The sequence below is a fragment of the Kitasatospora sp. NBC_01266 genome (assembly GCF_036242395.1).
Lineage (GTDB): Bacteria > Actinomycetota > Actinomycetes > Streptomycetales > Streptomycetaceae > Kitasatospora.
The window spans coordinates 1817906-1836912 of record NZ_CP108458.1; the positions used below are offsets into that span (position 1 = coordinate 1817906).

Below are 19007 nucleotides of genomic sequence, written 5' to 3' on the forward strand. Positions count from 1 at the left end.
TGTCATCACCCGTGTGTTCTGAGGCGGAGAGGTCTGTGTGCGCGAGCGCAGCGGTGCGCGCGGGCGCGGATCGGGGCGGGGCGCCGGCCGGTCAGGCGCGGCCGAGGTTCCGGTCGATCAGGTCGAAGAGGTCGTCGTCGGAGGCGTCTTCGAGCTGTTCGGTGAGTGCGCCGGTGTCCGACAGGCCACGGGCTTCGTTCCAGAGGGCGAGCAGGTCCTTGAGCCGCCGGCCGATCTTGGCCTGTTCGGCGTCGTCCGGCGCGATGGTGTCCAGGTCCGCAGGCGTGACCGCGAGCAGGGCGGCCTCGAGCCGGTCGAGGTCGGCGAGCAACGGCAGGCCCGCTTCAGCGGCGTCGCCGGAGAGTTCGGCGTCCAGGTGGTCGGCCAGGGCGGCGGCGGTCGGGTAGTCGTAGAGCAGGGTGCTGGGCAGGGTCAGGCCGGTGCTGCCGGTGAGGCGGTCGCGCAGTTCGAGCACGGTGAGCGAGTCGAAGCCGAGGCTCTTGAACGCCCGGTCCGGCTCGATCCGGTCCGCGCCGTCCAGACCGACCACGGCCGCGACCTCGCCCCGGACCAGCTGGAGCAGGCTGCGGCGGCGCTCGGCGCCGGTGAGGCCGGCCAGGCGCAACGCGACCTCGGCTGCGCCACGGGCGGCCGAACCGCCCTCGCCGGCGGCCGGGGCCGACGCGGCCACCAGCTCGGGCAGTTCGGCGAGCAGCGGGCTGGGCCGGACGGCGGCGAAGGAGGCGCCGAGGGTGGACCAGTCCACGTCGGCCACCACGCAGGCGGTCTCCTGGCCGGTCAGTGCCTGGTGGAGCGCGTCCAGTGCGGTCGACGGGGCGAGCGGGGTCAGGCCGCGCTTGACCAGGTGGTCGCGCGCCGCACCGTCGCCGGCCATGCCGCCGCCGTCCCAGGGGCCCCAGGCGACGGCGGTGGCGGGCAGGCCGCGACCGCGCCGGTCCTCGGCGAGGGCGTCGAGGTAGGCGTTGCCGGCCGCGTAGCCGGCCTGGCCGGCCGAGCCCCAGATGCCGGCGATGGAGGAGAAGAGCACGAAGGCCTCCAACTCCTCATCCGCCAGCAGCTCGTCCAGGTGCCGGGCGCCGGCCACCTTGGCGGCGACCACCTCGGCGAGGTCCTCGGGTGCGGTGTCCGCGATCGCGGCGGCCTGCGGCAGGCCGGCGGCGTGGACCACCGAGCGGACCGGCTCGCCGTCGGCGCGCAGCCGTTCCAGCAGCCCGGCCAGCGCCTCGCGGTCAGCCGCGTCGCAGGCGACCACGCTGGCGGTGGCGCCCGACTCGGCCAGCTCGGCCACGAGTTCGGCGCTGCCGGGGGCGTCCGGGCCGCGTCGGCCGGTCAGCACCAGGCGGGTGGCACCCTGCTCGGCCAGCCGGCGGGCGACATGCGCACCGAGCGCGCCGGTGCCGCCGGTGATCAGCACGGTGCCGGTGGGCGACCAGGGCGCGGCGGCGGCCGTCGCCGCGGCGGGCGCGGCGGCGTGCACCAGGCGGCGGGCGAAGAAGCCCGAGGCCCGCACGGCGAGTTGGTCTTCCGCACCCAGCGTGCCGCTCAGCACGGCGGCGAGCCGGGCGAGTTCGCGCGCGTCGGGGCGCGCGGACGGAAGGTCGATCAGGCCGCCCCAGCGGTCGGGGTGCTCCAGCGCGGCGACCCGGCCGAAGCCCCAGACCTGGGCCTGCTCCGGCTGGGCGACCCGGTCTCCCGGCGCGGCGGCCACGGCACCCGTGGTGGCGCACCAGAGCGGCGCGTCGAGCTCGGCGTCGCCCAGGGCCTGCACCAGGGTGGCGGTGCGGGCCAGCCCGGCGTGCGGGCCCTCGGTGCCGTCCGCGAGGGCCAGCAGCGAGAGCACACCAGAGAGAGCGCCGGAGAGCGCGCGGTCGGCTGCGGCGGTCCGCAGGCGGTCGGCGAGGGCGGCGCGGTCGGCAGCGGTGTCGGCGTCGACCTCGACGCGGATCAGCTGGGCGGTCGCGGCGGTCAGCGCGGCGGCGACCGCGTCGGCCGTCTCCGTGCTGGACGGGGTGGCCAGCAGCAGCCAGCTGCCGGTCAACTCGGGCTCGCCGGAGTCGGGTTCGGTGACCGGCCGCCAGACGGCCCGGTAGCGCAGCCGGTCCAGGTCGGCCAGCTCGCGCTGCCTGCGCCGCCAGGACGAGAGCGCGGGCAGCAGGGCGCCCAACTCGTGGTCGCCGTCGAGCCGCAGCGTGGCGGCCAGCTCGTTGGCGTCCTGACGCTCGACGGCGGCCCAGAAGCCCGCTTCCACGGGATCGGCGCTGCCCTGCGCGGTGCCGGCGGCCCGGCGACTGGCGAGCGCGGTCGAGGAGAGCCAGTAGCGCGAGCGCTGGAAGGCGTAGGTGGGCAGGTCGGTGCGACTGACATCGAGCCCGGCGAAGTAGGAGCCCCAGTCGATCGAGTGACGGTTCGTCAGTAGCGTGCCCAGGGCCCGGGTGAGGGTCTGCGGCTCCGGGTGACCGGCGCGCAGCACCGGGGTAACCACCGCCGCGCCGTCCAGCACCTGGCGGGCCATGGCGGTCAGCACGGTGTCGGGGCCGAGCTCCAGGAAGGTGCGCACGCCCTGCTCGTGCAGCGTGCGGACACCGTCGGCGAAGCGGACGGCCTCGCGGACATGGCGCACCCAGTAGTCGGGGGTGGTGAGGTCCTCGAAGCCGCCGGTGAGGTTCGAGACCACCGGGATCGTCGGCGCGCGGTAGGTGAGGGACTCGGCAACGACGCGGAACTCCGCCAGCATCGGGTCCATCAGCGCGGAGTGGAAGGCGTGGCTGACGGTGAGGCGCTTGACCTTGCGGCCCTCGGCGCGGAACCCCGCCTCGAGCGCCGCGATATCCGCCTCGGCACCCGAAACGACGATCGAGTCAGGCCCGTTGACGGCAGCGATGTCCACCACGCCACTCAGCGCCGCCCGGACCTCGTCCTCGCTCCCCTGCACCGCGAGCATCGCGCCACCCGCCGGCAGCGCCTGCATCAGCCGGCCACGCGCCGCAACCAGCTTGCAGGCGTCGGCCAGTGACCAGACGCCCGCCACATGCGCCGCCGCCAACTCACCGATCGAGTGGCCCGCCAAGTAGTCCGGGGTGACACCCCACGACTCCAGCAGTCGGAACAGCGCCACCTCGATCGCGAACAGCCCGGCCTGCGTGTAGACGGTCCGGTCCAGCAACTCGGCGTCCTCGAACAGCACCTCGCGCAGCGGCCGGTCCAGCAGGCCGTCGAACTGCGCGCAGACCGCGTCCAGTTCGGCCGCGAAGACCGGCCGGCTCGCGTAGAGCTCACGTCCGGCACCGGCCCGCTGGCTGCCCTGGCCCGCGAAGAGCAGCGCCAGCTTGCCGCCGCCGCTGCCACTACCGGTGCCGCCGCTGCGGACGACCGAGGCGGCGGGGCTGCCGTCGGCCAACGCGTCGAGCCCGCGCAGTAGTTCGTCGGCGTTCGCGGCGGTCACCACGGCCGAGTGCTCCAGGCTCGCCCGGGTCGTGGCGAGCGAGAAGGCGAGGTCCGCGAGGTCCGGGTCCTGCTCGCGGCGCAGCTGGGTGGCCAGTCGGCGGGCCTGCTCGCGGACCGCGTCCTCGCCGCGTCCCGAGAGCAGGAACGGCAGCTCGGTCGCGGGGCCGGCCTGACGGGCGGGACGGCTGGGCTCAGCAGTCGGCGCCTGCTCCAGGATGGTGTGCGCGTTGGTGCCGCTGATCCCGAAGGAGGAGACGGCGGACCGGCGCGGGCCCCCGGTCTGCGGCCACGGCATGGTCTCGGTCAGCAGCTCGACCGCACCCGTGGTCCAGTCGACGTGGCTGCTGGGCTCGTCCACGTGCAGGGTGCGCGGCAGCACGCCGTTGCGCATCGCCATGACCATCTTGATCACGCCCGCGACGCCCGAAGCCGCCTGGGTGTGGCCGATGTTGGACTTGATCGAGCCCAGCCGAAGCGGGTTCGCGGCGTCCCGGTCGCGGCCGTAGGTCGCCAGCAGCGCCTGGGCCTCGATGGGGTCGCCCAGCGTGGTGCCGGTGCCGTGTGCCTCCACCGCGTCGATCTGATCGGCCGTCAGGCGGGCGTTGGCCAGCGCCTGGCGGATCACCCGCTGCTGCGACGGACCGTTGGGAGCCGTCAAGCCGTTCGACGCACCGTCCTGGTTGACGGCCGAGCCGCGCACCACCGCCAGGACCGGGTGACCCAACCGCTCGGCGTCGCTGAGGCGTTCGACCAGCAGCATGCCGGCGCCCTCGCCCCAGCCGGTGCCGTCGGCGGCCTCGGCGAAGGACTTGCAGCGGCCGTCGTCGGCCAGCCCGCGCTGGCGGCTGAACTCGGTGAAGATGTCGGGGGTCGCCATCACGGTCGCCCCGCCCGCCAGGGCCAGCGTGCACTCGCCGGAGCGCAGTGCCTGGACGGCGAAGTGGAGCGCGACCAGGGAGGAGGAGCAGGCGGTGTCGACGGTGACCGCCGGGCCCTCCAGGCCGAGGGTGTAGGCGATCCGGCCGCTGGCCACCGAACCGGTGCTGCCGGTCAGCAGGTGGCCTTCGAGCCCCTCGGGCAGCTCGTCCACGCCGGTGCCGTAGCCGCAGTAGGCGGAGCCGACGAAGACGCCGGTCTGGGTGCCGCGCATCGCGGACGGGGCGATCCCGGCCCGCTCGAGGACCTCCCAGGCGGTCTCCAGCAGCAGCCGCTGCTGCGGGTCCATGGCCAGCGCCTCGCGCGGCGAGATCCCGAAGAACAGCGGGTCGAAGTCACCGACGTCGTGGACGAAGCCGCCCTCGTTGACGTAGCTGGTGCCGCTGCCCCGGCCGGCCGGGTCGTAGAGCCGCTCGGCGTCCCAGCCGCGATCGGCGGGGAACGGGCCGATCGCGTCGGCCCCGGTGGCCACCAGCTGCCAGAGGTCCTCCGGCGAGCGGACGCCGCCCGGGTAGCGGCAGGCCATGCCGACGATGGCGATCGGCTCGTCCGTCGCCGCCATGAGGGGCAGCGCGGTGGGCGCGGGCCCGCTGTCGGTGCCCTGCACCTCGTCGAGCAGCAGCGTGGCGATGGCCCGCGCGGTCGGATGGTCGAAGACCAGGGTGGCGGGCAGCCGCAGGCCGGTCGCCGCGTTCAGGCGGTTGCGCAGCTCGACCGAGGTGAGCGAGTCGAAGCCCAACTCCTTGAACGGCCGGTCCAGATCGATCTCGGCGGCGGCGTCGTAGCCGAGCACGGCCGCGACCTGGGCGGCCACCGCCGCCAGCAGCTCCGCCGAGCGCGCGGCCTCGTCCAGGCCCGCCAGACGCTGCGCCAGCGGCGCGGCGGCGGCACCGGCGGCCGGCACGGCGGTGGACGCCGTCCGGGGTGCGCGACGACCGTGGGTGCGGGTCAACTCGTTCAGCAGCGCGGGAAGTTCCTGCCGCTCACCGGCTCCGCGCAGCGCGGCCAGGTCGAGCCGGACCGGGATGAGCACCGCCTCGGCTGCGCTGCGGCCGGCGTCGAAGGCGGCCATGCCCTGCTCGGCGTCGAACGACAGCAGGCCACTGCGGGCCATCCGCTGCAGGTCCGCCTCACCGAGATCACCGGTCATGCCACCGCCGGACTGCTGCCACGGGCCCCAGGCGAGCGAGCTCGCGGGCAGACCGAGCGAGCGGCGATGCACGGCCAGCGCGTCCAGATAGGCGTTGGCCGCCGCGTAGTTGGCCTGACCGACACTGCCCAGCACCCCGGCGATCGAGGAGAACAGCACGAAGGCAGACAGGTCATGATGGAGCGTCAGTTCATGCAGGTGACGGGCGGCGTCGGCCTTCGGGGCCCGGACGGCGGCCAGCCGCTCGGGGGTCATGCCCTCGATCAGACCGTCGTCCAGCACACCGGCCGTGTGCACCACCGCCGTCAGCTCGCGACCGGCGATCGCGTAGGCGAGCGCGTCGCGGTCGGCGACGTCGCAGGCCATCACCTCGGCGGTGGCGCCCAGTTCGGCCAGCTCGACCACCAGCTGCTCGACCCCCGGCGCCTGTGCGCCACGGCGGCTGAGCAGCAGGAGCTTGCGGGCGCCGTGCTCACGCACCAGGTGGCGGGCGACCAGCGCGCCGAGCGAGCCGGTGCCGCCGGTGACCAGCACCGTGCGCTCGGGGTCCAGCGACTGCGGGACCGTGAGCACGACCTTGCCGATGTGCCTGGCCTGACTGACGAAGCGGAACGCCTCCCGGGCCTGGCGCACGTCCCACACCCGGACCGGCAGCGTCTCGATCGTGCCGGACGCGAACAACTCCAGCAGCTCGGAAAGGAGTTCACCGATCCGCGCCGGGCCGGCCTCCACCAGGTCGAACGCCCGGTAAGCGACACCCTCGGGGACGTCCGTGCGGATGTCGGTCTTGCCCATCTCCAGGAACCGGCCACCACGCGGCAGCAGGTCCAGCGAGGCGTCCACGAACTCACCCGCAAGGGCGTTCAGGACCACGTCCACGCCGTCCCCGCCGGTCACGGCCAGGAACTTCGCGGCGAAGGACAGGTCACGCGAGGACGCGATGTGCTCCTCGTCCAGGCCCAGCAAGCGCAACGTGTCCCACTTGCCCGGGCTGGCAGTCGCGAAGACCTCCGCGCCCAGGTGACGGGCCAGCTGGATCGCCGCCATACCCACACCACCGGCACCGGCATGCACCAGCACCCGCTCACCGGCCTTGACCGCACCCAGATCCGTCCAGGCGTAGAGCGCCGTCAGGAAGACCGTCGGCACCGACGCCGCCCGCGCGAACGACCACCCGACCGGGATCCGCGCGAGCAGGCGGTGATCGGTCACCGCGTACGGACCGAAGCCACCCGAGAACATGCCCAGCACCCGGTCACCGACCGCGAGCCCGGCAACTCCCGGGCCCACCTCGGCCACCACGCCGGCGCCCTCGATACCCAGCGGCGCCACCACCGGATACATGCCCAGCGCGTTCAGCACATCGCGGAAGTTCACACCACCGGCCCGCACCGCGATCCGGACCTGCCCCTCGGCCAACTCCTCCACCGAGGAGGGAACCAGCTCCAGCGCCTCCAACGTGCCACGCTCAACGCTGTCCAACCGCCACGCCACCGCACCAGCCGGCACCACCAGCGTCTCCGCCGAGCGCGCAGCCCGCAGGCGTGGCGCGAACGCGGCGCCCGCACGCAGCGCCAGCTGCGACTCGCCCGAAGCCACCGCCCCCGGCAGCGCCGCCCACGACTCCGCCGAGCCGTCCACATCCACCAACACCACCCGGTCCGGGTGTTCCGACTGCGCCGAACGCACCAGACCCCAGACCGCCCCGGCCTCCAGATCCACCACACCCGGATCCGCATCCACCGCAACAGCCCCACGCGTCACCACCACCAGACGCGCACCCCCACCAACACCCTGAAGCGCCCCCAGCACCACCTCCACCGACGCACCGCACACCACCAGCACCGAAGCCGAGACCTCAACACCCGACACCAGACCAGTGCCCAGCGTGTCCTCACCCCACAGCGCCCAGCCCTCCGCCGACCCGCCGGCGAGCGGGACCGCCGACCAGGCGAGCCGGAACAGCGGCTCCTCGCGGAGCTGCCCGGCCGCCGGCCGCCGCATCACCAGCGCGCCCACCGAGAGCAGCGGCGCGCCCGTGGCGTCCGCCGCGAGCAGCGACACGCCGTCGGCGCCGGTCCGCGACAGGCGCACCCGCAGGGCAGCGGCCCCCGAGGCGAGCAGCGACACGCCCGACCAGGAGAACGGCAGCCCGCCGCCCGTCCCGTCGCCCAGCAGCAGGGTCGCGTGCAGCGCGGCGTCCAGCAGCGCCGGGTGCAGGCCGAAGCCCTCGACCCCGGTCCCCTCCGGCAGCGCGACCTCGGCGAACACCTCGTCACCGCGCCGCCAGGCGGCCCGCAGGCCCTGGAACGACGGGCCGTAGGCGAATCCGGCCTCGGCCAGCTCCGGGTAGAGCCCGGCCACCTCCAACGGCCGCGCACCCACCGGCGGCCACTCGGTCAGGCCGTCCGCCGCACCATCCACCAAGACGTCCCCGGCCACCAGACTGCCGACGGCGTGTCGCGTCCAGTCGAGGTCCGAGGCGGCACGCGAGTGGACGCTGACCGCGCGGCGGCCGTCCGCCTCCGGCGCGTCGACCCGCACCTGCAGCTGCACCTCGGCGTCGGCCGCCAGGGTCAGCGGGGCGGCCAGGGTCAGCTCCTCCAGGCGGGTGCAGTCGGTCTCCTGGGCCGCCCGCAGCACCAGGTCGAGGAAGGCGGTGCCGGGCAGCAGCACGCCGCCCAGCACCTGGTGGTCGGCCAGCCAGGGGTGGGTGCGCAGCGACAGCGAGCCGGTGAGCAGCAGCACGTCCTGGTCGGCGAGGTGCAGGGTGGCGCCGAGCAGCGGGTGGTCGGCGGCGCCCAGGCCGAGGCCGGCCACCGAGCCGGCCGCCGGGTGGGCGGCGGGCTCGGGCCAGAACCGGCGGCGCTGGAAGGCGTAGGTGGGCAGGTCGACCCGGCGGGCGCCGGTGCCGGCGAAGACCGCCGACCAGTCGGCCTCGATGCCCCGGGTGAAGAGCCGGCCGAGCGCACCGGTCAGTGCCTGCGGCTCGGGGCGGCCACCACGGGCGACCGGAACCGCTGCCACCGCGCCGTCCGGGTCGTCGGCCGCCAGCGCGCCCTGGGTGAGTGCGGAGAGCACCCCGCCGGGGCCGATCTCCAGGAAGGTCCGCACGCCCTGCTCGTGCAGGGTGCGCACGCCGTCGCCGAACCGGACGGCCTCGCGGACGTGGCGCACCCAGTACTCGGGGTCGGTCAGGTCGCCGGCCAGCGAGCCGGTGAGGTTGGAGACCACCGGGATCCGGGGGGCGGCGTAGCTGAGCGACTCGGCGACCGCGCGGAACTCGGCCAGCATCGGCTCCATCAGCGGCGAGTGGAAGGCGTGGCTGACGGTGAGGCGGTTGGTCCGGCGCTCCTCGGCCCGCCAGCGCGCGGCCAGTTGATCGATCACCGCCGCCGTGCCGGAGACCACGACCGCCTCGGGCCCGTTGACGGCGGCGATGCCGATCGCGTCCACCGGGAAGTCGGCCAGCGCGGCGCGGACCTCGGCCTCGGTGGCCTGGACGGCGAGCATCGCGCCGCCGGTCGGCAGCGCCTGCATCAGCCGGCCACGGGCCGCGACCAGGGTGCAGACGTCGTCCAGCGAGAGCACGCCCGCGACGTGGGCGGCGGCCAGTTCGCCGATCGAGTGACCGGCCAGCAGGTCGGGGGTCAGGCCCCACCACTCCAGCAGCCGGTAGAGCGCCACCTCCCAGGCGAGCAGGGCGGCTTGGGTGTAGACGGTCTGGTTGAGCAGCTCCGAGCCGGCGTCGAACATCACCTCGCGCAGCGGCTGGTCCAGCAGGCCGTCGAAGCGGGCGCAGACCTGGTCGAGGGCGTCGGCGAAGACCAGCTGGCTGTCGTAGAGTTCGCGGCCCATGCCGGGGCGCTGGCTGCCCTGGCCGGAGAAGAGGAAGGCGGTCCGGCCCTCGATGGGCGTGCCGGTGGCCAGGTCCGGCGCGTCCTGGCCCTGGGCCAGCGCGGCGAGGTCGGCCAGCAGTCCGGCGCGGTCGGTGGCGGTCAGCGCGGCGCGGGCGCCCAGTCCGGCCCGGGTGCTGGCCAGCGAGAGCGCGAGGTCGGGCAGGCGCAGGCCGCCCTGCCTGGCGGCGAGTTCGGCGTGCAGCCGGTCGGCCTGGCCGCGCAGCGCCTGCTCGGTGCGGGCGGAGAGCAGGATCGGCAGCGGGGCGTGCGGGGCATCCGGCGCGTGCTCGTCCAGCGGCAGTGCGCTGCCGGCGGGGGCCTGCTCCAGGATGACGTGCGCGTTGGTGCCGCTGACGCCGAAGGAGGAGACCGAGGCGCGGCGCGGGCGGCCGGTCTCCGGCCACTTCTGAGCCTTCGTCAGCAGCCGTACGGCGCCGGCTGTCCAGTCGACGTGCCGGCTGGGCTCGTCGACGTGCAGGGTGCGCGGGGCGATGCCGTGCCGCATCGCCTCGACCATCTTGATCACGCCTGCCACGCCCGAAGCCGACTGGGTGTGCGAGATGTTGGACTTCACCGAGCCGAGCCAGAGCGGCCGGTCGGCGGGACGGCCCTGGCCGTAGGTGGCCAGCAGCGCCTGCGCCTCGATCGGGTCGCCGAGCACCGTGCCGGTGCCGTGCGCCTCCGCCACGTCGACCTGATCGGCCGTCAGCTCCGCTGCGGCCAGCGCCTGCTGGATCACCCGCTGCTGGGCCGGACCGTTGGGAGCGGTCAACCCGTTCGACGCGCCGTCCTGGTTGACGGCGGTGCCGCGCACCACCGCGAGCACCGGGTGGCCCAACCGCTGCGCGTCGCTGAGCCGTTCGACCAGCAGCAGGCCGGCGCCCTCGCCCCAGCCGGTGCCGTCGGCGGCCTCGGCGAACGGCTTGCAGCGGCCGTCGGCGGCCAGGCCGCGCTGGCGGCTGAACTCCACGAAGGAGCCCGAGGTGGCCATCACGGTGACACCGCCGGCCAGGGCCAGCGTGCACTCGCCCCGGCGCAGTGCCTGAACTGCCAGGTGCAGGGCGACCAGTGAGGAGGAGCAGGCGGTGTCGACGGTGACCGCCGGGCCCTCCAGGCCGAAGGTGTAGGACAGCCGCCCGGAGATCACGCTGGCCGAGCTGCCGGTGACCAGGTGGCCTTCGTGCGGGGTGGCCGAGGAGCGCAGCAGGGTGGCGTAGTCGAGGCTGTTGGTGCCGACGAAGACGCCGGTGCGGGTGGCGCGCAGCGTGTCCGGGTTGATCCGGGCCCGCTCGAAGGCCTCCCAGGCGGTCTCCAGCAGCAGCCGCTGCTGCGGGTCGGTGGCCAGTGCCTCGCGCGGCGAGATGCCGAAGAAGTCGGCGTCGAACTCGCCCACCGCGTCCAGGAAGCCGCCCGCCCGGACGTAGCTGGTGCCGGGGTGGTCGGGGTCCTCGTGGAACAGGTTGGCCAGGTCCCAGCCGCGGTCGGCGGGGAACGGGCCGACCGCGTCCCGCCCGTCGGCGACCAGCTGCCACAGGTCCTGCGGGGAGCGGACGCCGCCGGGGTAGCGGCAGGCCATCGCGACGATGGCGATCGGCTCCTGGTCGCCGGCACCCCCGCTGTTCACGGGCTGCGCGACGGTGGCCGGCTCCCGTTGCTCGGCACCGAAGAGGCGCTCGCGCAGGTACTCGGCGAGCGCGCTGGTGGTGGGGTGGTCGTAGGCCAGGGTGGCGGGCAGGCTCAGGCCGGTGCGGCGGGCCAGCCGGTCGCGCACGTCGACGGCGGTCATCGAGTCGAAGCCGAGCTCCTTGAAAGCCCGTTCCGGGTCGACGGCCTCGGCAGAGGCGTGGCCGAGCAGCGCGGCGACCTCCTCGCGGACCACCTCGCGCAGCGCGCGATCGCGGTCGGCGGACGGCAGTTGGGCGATCCGCTCCAGCCAGGCGGGGCGGGCGGGCCCGCTCTGCGCCCCGGGCGCCGGCGCCTCGGCCGGGGCGGCCAGCGCCTGGGCGGCCTCCGGGACGCCGAGCAGCAGCGGACGCGCTCCGGTGGCGGTGTAACTGCGGGCGAACCGCTCCCAGTCGACATCGGCGACCACGGTGGCCGCGGTGTCCAGGCGGGGTGCGAGGGCGAGGGCGGCCAGCGCGTCGGCCGGGTCGAGCACCGGCAGACCGCGGCGGCGCAGGTGCTCCTCGGCGTCCTCGCCGGCGGCCATCCCGCCGCCGCCCCACGGGCCCCAGGCGATCGAGGTGGCGGGCAGCCCCTGGTCGCGGCGGTGCTCGGCGAGCGCGTCGAGGTAGGCGTTGGCGGCGGCGTAGGCGCTCTGGTTGCCGCTGCCCCAGGCGGCGGCGATCGAGGAGAAGAGCACGAAGGCGTCCAACTCCGTGTCCGCCAGCAGCTCGTGCAGGTGGCGGGCGCCGAGCACCTTGGCGTCGGCGGTCCGGGCGAAGTCGGCCACCGTGGTCTCGGTGAGCGGGCGGTACTGCGGCAGGCCGGCCGCGTGCAGCACGGCGCGCAGCGGGTGCGGGTCCGCGCGCAGCCCGTCGAGCAGGTCGGCGAGCGCGGCGCGGTCGGCGACGTCGCAGGCCGCCAGGGTCACCCTGGTTCCGTGCTGGGCCAGTTCGGCGGCCAGCTCGGCGGCGCCCGGGGCGTCGGCGCCCCGGCGGGAGACCAGCACCAGGTGCTCGGCGCCGTTGCCGGCCAGCCAGCGGGCCAGGTGCAGGCCGATGCCGCCGGTGCCGCCGGTGACCAGCACGGTGCCGCGCGGGCGCCACTGGGCGGCGGCCGGGTCGGCGGGGCCCGGGGTGGCGGGCAGCCGCTCCAGGCGGCGGGCGAAGACGCCGGAGGGGCCGATCGCCAGCGCGTCCTCGGCGGGGAAGCGGCCTTCGAGGACGGCCACCAGGCGGGCGGCGCCACGGGCGTCGAACAGCGGCTGGGTGTCCCCCCAGCCGGAGGCCGGGGGAAGGTCCACCAGCCCGCCCCACAGCTGCGGGTGCTCCAGCGCCGCGACCCGGCCCAGGCCCCAGGTCCTGGCCTGCTCGACGGAACCGATCCGGCCCGCGCGGCCCAGCCGGACGGCGCCCCGGGTGGCCAGCCAGAGCTTGGGCGCGCCGTCCGAGCGGGCGGCGAGCGCGTGCAGCAGCAGGATGTCGGCGGTCAACCCGGCGGGCAGCGAGGGGTGCTGCGGGTGCGGCTGCTCGGCGAGCGACAGCAGCGACAGCACGCCGGTGCTCGGGCCGTCCGGCAGGTCGGCGAAGTCGGGTGCCTCGGGGTCGAGTTCGACGCTGGTCAGCTGGTGGCCACGGCTGCCCAGGGCGTCCGCGACGGCCTGGGCGTACGGCGCGGCGGCGGCCGTGCCGCGCGGCACCAGGAGCAGCCAGCTGCCGGGGGTGGCGGGGGCCGGAGCCGGGTCGTCGAGCGGCTGCCAGCCGATCCGGTAGCGGCGGGCCCCGGCGGCCCGCTGCTCCTGCCGGCGGCGGCGCCAGGCGGAGAGCACCGGCAGCGCGGGCAGCAGGTCGGTCAGCTCGTCGGTTTCCGGGCCGAGTTGGAGGGCGGCAGCGAGGGCTTCGGCGTCCTCGCTCTCGACGGCGGACCAGAAGCCGGAGTCCTCCGGGGCGGCGGCGCCGGCGGGCTGCTGCGCGGCGGCCGACTCGGGCTTGGCGCCGCCGAGCCAGTAGCTGGTGCGCTGGAAGGCGTAGGTGGGCAAGTCGATCTGACGCACCGTCAGGCCGTCGTGGACAGCGGCCCAGTCGACCGAGGCGCCCCGGCAGTGGGCGGCGGCCAGCGCGGCGGTGACGCTCTGCTGCTCGGGCCGCCCGGCGCGCAGCAGCGGGAAGGCGACCGTGCCCTCCGGGACGAGGGCGGAGAGGACGGCGTCGGGGCCCAGTTCCAGGAAGGTGCGCACGCCCTGTTCGTGCAGCGTGCGGACGCCGTCGGCGAAGCGGACGGCCTCGCGGACGTGGCGCACCCAGTAGCCGGGGGTGGTGAGGTCCTCGAAGCCGCCGGTGAGGTTCGAGACCACCGGGATCGTCGGCGCACTGTAGGTGAGGGACTCGGCAACGACGCGGAACTCCGCCAGCATCGGGTCCATCAGCGCGGAGTGGAAGGCGTGGCTGACGGTGAGGCGCTTGACCTTGCGGCCCTCGGCGCGGAACCCCGCCTCGAGCGCCGCGATATCCGCCTCGGCACCCGAAACGACGATCGAGTCAGGCCCGTTGACGGCAGCGATGTCCACCAAGCCGCTCAGCGCGGCCCGGACCTCCTCCTCGCTCCCCTGCACCGCGAGCATCGCACCACCGGACGGCAGCGCCTGCATCAGCCGACCACGCGCGGCCACCAGCTTGCAGGCATCCGCCAGCGACCAGACACCCGCGACATGCGCCGCCGCCAACTCACCGATCGAGTGACCCGCCAGGTAGTCCGGGGTGACACCCCACGACTCCAGCAGCCGGAACAACGCCACCTCGATCGCGAACAGCCCGGCCTGCGTGTAGACGGTCCGGTCCAGCAACTCGGCGTCCTCGAACAGCACCTCGCGCAGCGGCCGGTCCAGCGCGCCGTCGAACTGCGCGCACACCTCGTCCAGCGCGGCCCCGAAGATCGCGTGGGTACGCGCCAACTCCCGGGCCGCGCCGACCCGCTGGCTGCCCTGGCCGGAGAAGAGCAGCGCGAGCCGCCCCGTCTCGGCGGTGCCGGTGACGACCGCAGGCGTCTCCTCCCCCGCCGCGACGGCGGCCAGGCCCGCGAGCACGGATGTCCGGTCCGCTCCCGCCACCGCCGCGCGGCACTCCAGCGCGGTGCGGGTGGTGGCGAGCGAGAAGCTCAGGTCGTGGGCGGCGGTCTGCGGCGCGCGGGTCAGCAGCGACACCAGCTCGGCGGCCTGCTCGCGCAGCGCCGCCGGGGTCGCGCCGGAGAGCAGCAGCGGCAGCGCCTGCGGAAGTTCGGCCCGCCAGCCCTCGCGCACGGCCACCGGCTCCGGCGCGTCGCCGGTCGGCGCGGCCGCCTCGGTGGCGGGCTCGGCCGCGGGGGCCTGCTCCAGAATGGCGTGCGCGTTGGTGCCGCTGACACCGAAGGCGGAGACGGCCGCGCGCCGGGGCTGGCCGGTCTCGGGCCAGGCGATGGTCTCGGTGAGCGGGGCGACCGCGCCGGCGGTCCAGTCGACGTGCGGGGTGGGGGCGGCCAGGTGCAGCGTCTTGGGCAGCAGGCCGTGCCGCATGGCCAGCACGGTCTTGATCACGCCCGCCACCCCGGCGGCGGCCTGGGTGTGGCCGATGTTGGACTTCAACGCGCCCACCCAGAGCGGCTGGTCCCCGGCCCGGCTGCGGCCGTACGTGGCCAGCAGCGCCTGCGCCTCGATCGGGTCGCCGAGCGTGGTGCCGGTGCCGTGCGCCTCCACCAGGTCGATCTGGGCCGCCGTCAGCTGCGCGTTGGTCAGCGCCTGGCGGATCACCCGCTGCTGGGCCGGGCCGTTGGGGGCGGTCAGCCCGTTGCTCGCGCCGTCCTGGTTGACGGCCGAGCCGCGTACCACCGCCAGCACCTGGTGGCCCAACCGCTGGGCGTCGCTGAGGCGTTCGACCAGCAGCATGCCCACGCCCTCGCCCCAGCCGGTGCCGTCGGCGGCCTCGGCGAACGGCTTGCAGCGGCCGTCGGCGGCCAGCCCGCGCTGCCGGGTGAACTCGACGAAGACCTCGGGCGTGGCCATCACCGTCACCCCACCGGCCAGCGCCATCGAGCACTCGCCCTCGCGCAGCGCCTGGCAGGCCAGGTGCAGCGCGACCAGCGACGAGGAGCAGGCGGTGTCCAGGGTGACGGCCGGGCCCTCCAGGCCCAGGGTGTAGGCGATCCGGCCGGAGAGCAGGCTGCTGGCGTCCCCGGTCAGCGCATAGCCCTCGCCACCGCGCTCGCTGTCCCGCACGCCGGTGCCGTAGCCCTGCGGCGAGGCGCCGACGAACACGCCCACCGCCTGTCCGCGCAGCCCGTCGGGCGCGATCCTGGCCCGCTCCAGCGCCTCCCAGGAGGTCTCCAGCAGCAGCCGCTGCTGCGGGTCCATGGCCAGCGCCTCGCGCGGCGAGATCCCGAAGAAGCCGGCGTCGAACTCGGCCGCCTGGTGCAGGAATCCGCCCTGCTGCGCGAGGCTGGTGCCGACCCGCTCCGGATCCGGATCGGTCAGCCGCTCCAGGTCCCAGCCACGATCGGTCGGGAACGGCGTGACGGCGTCGACGCCGTCGGCGGCCAGCTGCCAGAGCTCCTCGGGCGTGCGCACCCCACCCGGGTAGCGGCAGGCCATGCCGACGATCGCGATCGGCTCGTGGGCGGCGGTCTCCAGCTCCCCGATCCGGCGGCGCGCCTGTCGCAACTCGGCTGTCATCCACTTGAGGTGGGTGAGCAGCTTCTCTTCGTTCGACATGGTCGCTTCACCTCTCGCGGAGCCCGTGCCTCGGGGGGACTGAGCTAGTGGAACCCAGGTTCGAACAGCTCGGAGCCCGGTAGATCCGATTGAGGGGGCGGGCGGCGGCAGGACTGGGGTGGGTGGCAGCGCTGCTCAGGGGACGCCGGGCGGGGCCTCCAGGTCAGCGCGACGGCGGGGCTCCCCACCGCGAGTGGGGAGACCCGCCGTCGCGCTCAGATCCAGGTGTAGTTCTGGTCGGTGATCGGCTCCAGCTCGAACTCCGACAGCGGCGCTTCCGGCGACGGCAGTTGGGCAAGAACCCTGCCGATCGGCGGGAACAGCGGCAGCTCGCCGACCTTGCGGTAGTCGATCCACTCGACGGTGCCGACCTCGTGACCGCCGTCCGGCAGCTCGTCGAACTCCTGGGTCGCGAGGCCGGCACGGACCTCGGGCGTGACGAACGTCCGATAGATCAGGTGGATCTTCCGGGGCGAGGGGGTCGCCCCGGGCCGGGTGACCCGGGCGTCCATGGTCCCGATCAGCTCGGGCTTGCCTGCTTGGTCGGGCTCGAGCCCGAGCTCCTCCGCCAACTCGCGGGCCAGGGCGGCGCGGAAGTCCTCGCCGGCCTCCGCGTTGCCGCCGACGGTGGTGTAGTGCACGGAGTCGGCGCGGTCGCGGCGCAGCAGCGCGACCTCGTCGCCGCAGAAGACCAGGCCGGTGACGCGGACCTTGATCATGCTGAACGGCTGGTCGAACATCGTCGCTTCGGCGGCGTTCACAGGTGTGGCTCTCCTCGGTGGATCGGGGGCGCCGGTCGGTCCGGCGGCACTTCCCGGTCAACGACCGTGAGGGGCAGGTGGGTCGGCGACTCCTGGAGTGCTCCCGGGAACCCCTGGCGGGACGGCCGCCCCCCGCTCACCGCGCTCCGGCCGTGAGGGGCCCGTGGACGGGGCAGGCCGAGGCGCGCAGCGGGTCCCGAGCGGTGTCTTCGGAGCGCATGACCACTTGCCACGGCGCGTCGGGCTGCATGCGCTTGATGATGACGTTCCGGTTGCTTCCGGCCCGCAGGTGCGCACGGTACTCGGCGACCGCCGGGGTGTCCTCGCCCATGATCCTCTTCACCTGGTCTTCGAGGAAGCAGAGTTGGCATCCGGCCTCCAGCGAGAAGAGACCCCGGCGGAAGGGCTCTGCGATGGTGAGGGATATCACGCCGGTGCTGAAGACGCACAGCCCGATGTACTGCGGACCGTCGACCTGGGCCGCGTGCCGCACGTACTGGCGGAGAAATGCCGGTTGGACGGCGACGATTCGAAACCGCCCCAGCAGGAGCGCCACCATCGCGAGCGGAGCGCCAAGTCCCAGCACGGCCCAGGTGACGGGCACCGCCCAGGCCGGCCCGAACCTGTAGGCCTGCGAGACTGCGATCGCACCTGGTACGAGCAGGTACAGCGCCGAGACCCAGACCGTGTGCCTCCCGGCCGCCACCCACCGGAACAGCCAGACCAGACCGACGAGGACCGCCACGGCAAGGAGCGCGTTGAGGCCTGCCACAGCTATCGGGCCGCCTTCCGTATCGCACGGTCCGGTCGGCTGGCCACGGTATCCGAGGTCGGCATATGTCTCCCCATCCGGCGCTATGTCGGTGTCTTGAAAGGAGGATCACACAGACCATGCCCGGCGACCAGGGTTCTGGCCCCGCCGAACCGATGCCTCGGAGGCAGTACATGACGCTGCGTCACCATTCTTCGGAGCTGGCCGAGATGGGCCCGCAGATCGCGAGCCCACCTCAGCGGCGGGCGACAGGTCGATCAGGCCGCCGAAGCGCTGCGGGGCCTCCAGGCCGAGCGAGCCGGTGCGCCGGTTCACGGCTCCAGTCGCCGCGCGTACACACCCTCCCCGATCGACTCAAAGCCGTGCCGCTCCCACGCCCGACGAAGCTTCGCGATCGCCTCCTCGTCCGGCCGTCGGGCCTCCGGGTCATCGGACGCGTAGGAACACGGCTCGTCCGGACCGTGGTCATGAGTGGGGGTCGAATAGCAGACGGCCACCGCACCGGGGACGGCCAGCCGACGGAGCGCGGCGGCGGCCAGGTGCATGCCCACCCCCTTGCCCCGCCACTCGTCCACGACATGAACGGACTCCAGCAGGAGCAGCAGTGTGGGGCACGGTTCGGCACCGCCGGGGCAAGCTCGCCGTTCTACCTCGACCGGCTCGATCAGTTCGTTGAACAGGAGCGCCTACCCGAGTACCACCGGATCGGTTCCCGGATCGCCTCGCGGGAAGCCCGACCCGAACACCGCGCCGCCGGCCGCACCACGCTGGCCGTCGCCGCAGAACTCCCGGCCGGCGCCCGGGTGACCCTCACCGTCGACCTGTACGAGGATTGAGCCGAGCACGACGAATGGCCCGCACCCGGATCCGGGTGCGGGCAGTTTTCGTGTCCGACACTTCGGCGCATCCGGCCTCTCATCCCTCCGATGCCTTACCCCGGCTGCCAAGGCCGAGGATCGCGGTCACGATCTGGAAGGGGCACACGGGTGCCGGAACGCCAATCAGAGATGGAGCGACCATGAGGATGCTGCTGACGGTCCAGATGGACACGGAGAAGGCGAACAAGGCGATCGCGGGCAAGACGCTGGCACAGACTCTGAAGTCGGTGTTCGATCGGATCAAGCCGGAGGCTGCGTACTTCGGATCGCTGGACGGGATGCGTACCGGTTTCGTCGTCTTCGACCTCAAGGAGCCGTCCGACATCCCGAGCGTCGCTGAGCCGTTCTTCCAGGATCTCGGTGCCAAGATCAGCTTCATGCCGGTGATGAACCTCGACGACGTCCAAGCCGGCCTCCAGAAGGCTTGACCGCATTGGTGCGTGACAGCATTCGTGGGCCTGGGCGGGTTGCTGGTCGACCTCGGGTGAGGCGGCGGACCATGATGCCGATCATTGCCCAGCGGATCATGGTTTCGGAGTGGGCCGGGCTGGTCTCGTAGTCCCGGGCGAGGCGTCGGTGGGCGGTGAGCCACGACAGCGTGCGCTCTCCAGTACCCCTCCGACCGACCACCGTCAGGACGAAGGCCGAACACCACATCGTCACCTGGCGCGCCACCACCAACTCGACCCTTGCCGAGCAGTAGGCGAGCCCCCCGCGAACTTCTCCGCCGCTGGCGTGTGAAGTCG

The 19007-nt window shown here is 74.3% G+C and carries 6 protein-coding genes and 1 pseudogene; 2 read left to right on the forward strand and 5 right to left on the reverse strand.

Translation table 11 applies throughout. The annotated features are described in order from the left end of the window. Positions 1-91 precede the first annotated feature (91 nt). The 4 genes from OG403_RS07535 to OG403_RS07550 form a co-directional block, all read right to left on the reverse strand. Positions 92-15850 carry a type I polyketide synthase gene (locus OG403_RS07535; RefSeq protein ID WP_329562489.1) on the reverse strand — a complete coding sequence of 5253 codons (15759 nt, stop codon included), beginning with the start codon at positions 15848-15850 and terminating at the stop codon, positions 92-94. 215 nt (positions 15851-16065) lie between these two features. Then, positions 16066-16611, reverse strand: a complete 546-nt coding sequence (locus tag OG403_RS07540; RefSeq protein ID WP_329562490.1) for an NUDIX hydrolase — start codon at positions 16609-16611, stop codon at positions 16066-16068. Between the two features lie 136 nt (positions 16612-16747). After that, positions 16748-17383, reverse strand: a complete 636-nt coding sequence (locus tag OG403_RS07545) for a hypothetical protein (protein WP_329562491.1) — start codon at positions 17381-17383, stop codon at positions 16748-16750. A 311-nt stretch (positions 17384-17694) separates the two neighbouring features. Further along, complete coding sequence (locus tag OG403_RS07550) at positions 17695-17958, reverse strand: hypothetical protein (RefSeq protein ID WP_329562494.1); 264 nt, start codon at positions 17956-17958, stop codon at positions 17695-17697. Positions 17959-17961: 3 nt separating this feature from the next. Between OG403_RS07550 and OG403_RS07555 the strand changes: the two genes are divergently transcribed. Together OG403_RS07555 and OG403_RS07560 are read left to right on the forward strand one after the other, a co-directional pair. Beyond that, positions 17962-18219: a hypothetical protein gene (locus OG403_RS07555; RefSeq protein WP_329562496.1), complete on the forward strand. Its 258-nt coding sequence runs from the start codon at positions 17962-17964 to the stop codon at positions 18217-18219. Between the two features lie 182 nt (positions 18220-18401). After that, positions 18402-18689 carry a DUF3303 family protein gene (locus OG403_RS07560; RefSeq protein ID WP_329562498.1) on the forward strand — a complete coding sequence of 96 codons (288 nt, stop codon included), beginning with the start codon at positions 18402-18404 and terminating at the stop codon, positions 18687-18689. Here OG403_RS07560 and OG403_RS07565 read toward each other — a convergent pair. Further along, positions 18637-18882 (reverse strand): annotated as a pseudogene (locus tag OG403_RS07565) (hypothetical protein); the annotation flags it as partial. The gene OG403_RS07560 and the pseudogene OG403_RS07565 overlap by 53 nt on opposite strands. Positions 18883-19007 lie beyond the last annotated feature (125 nt).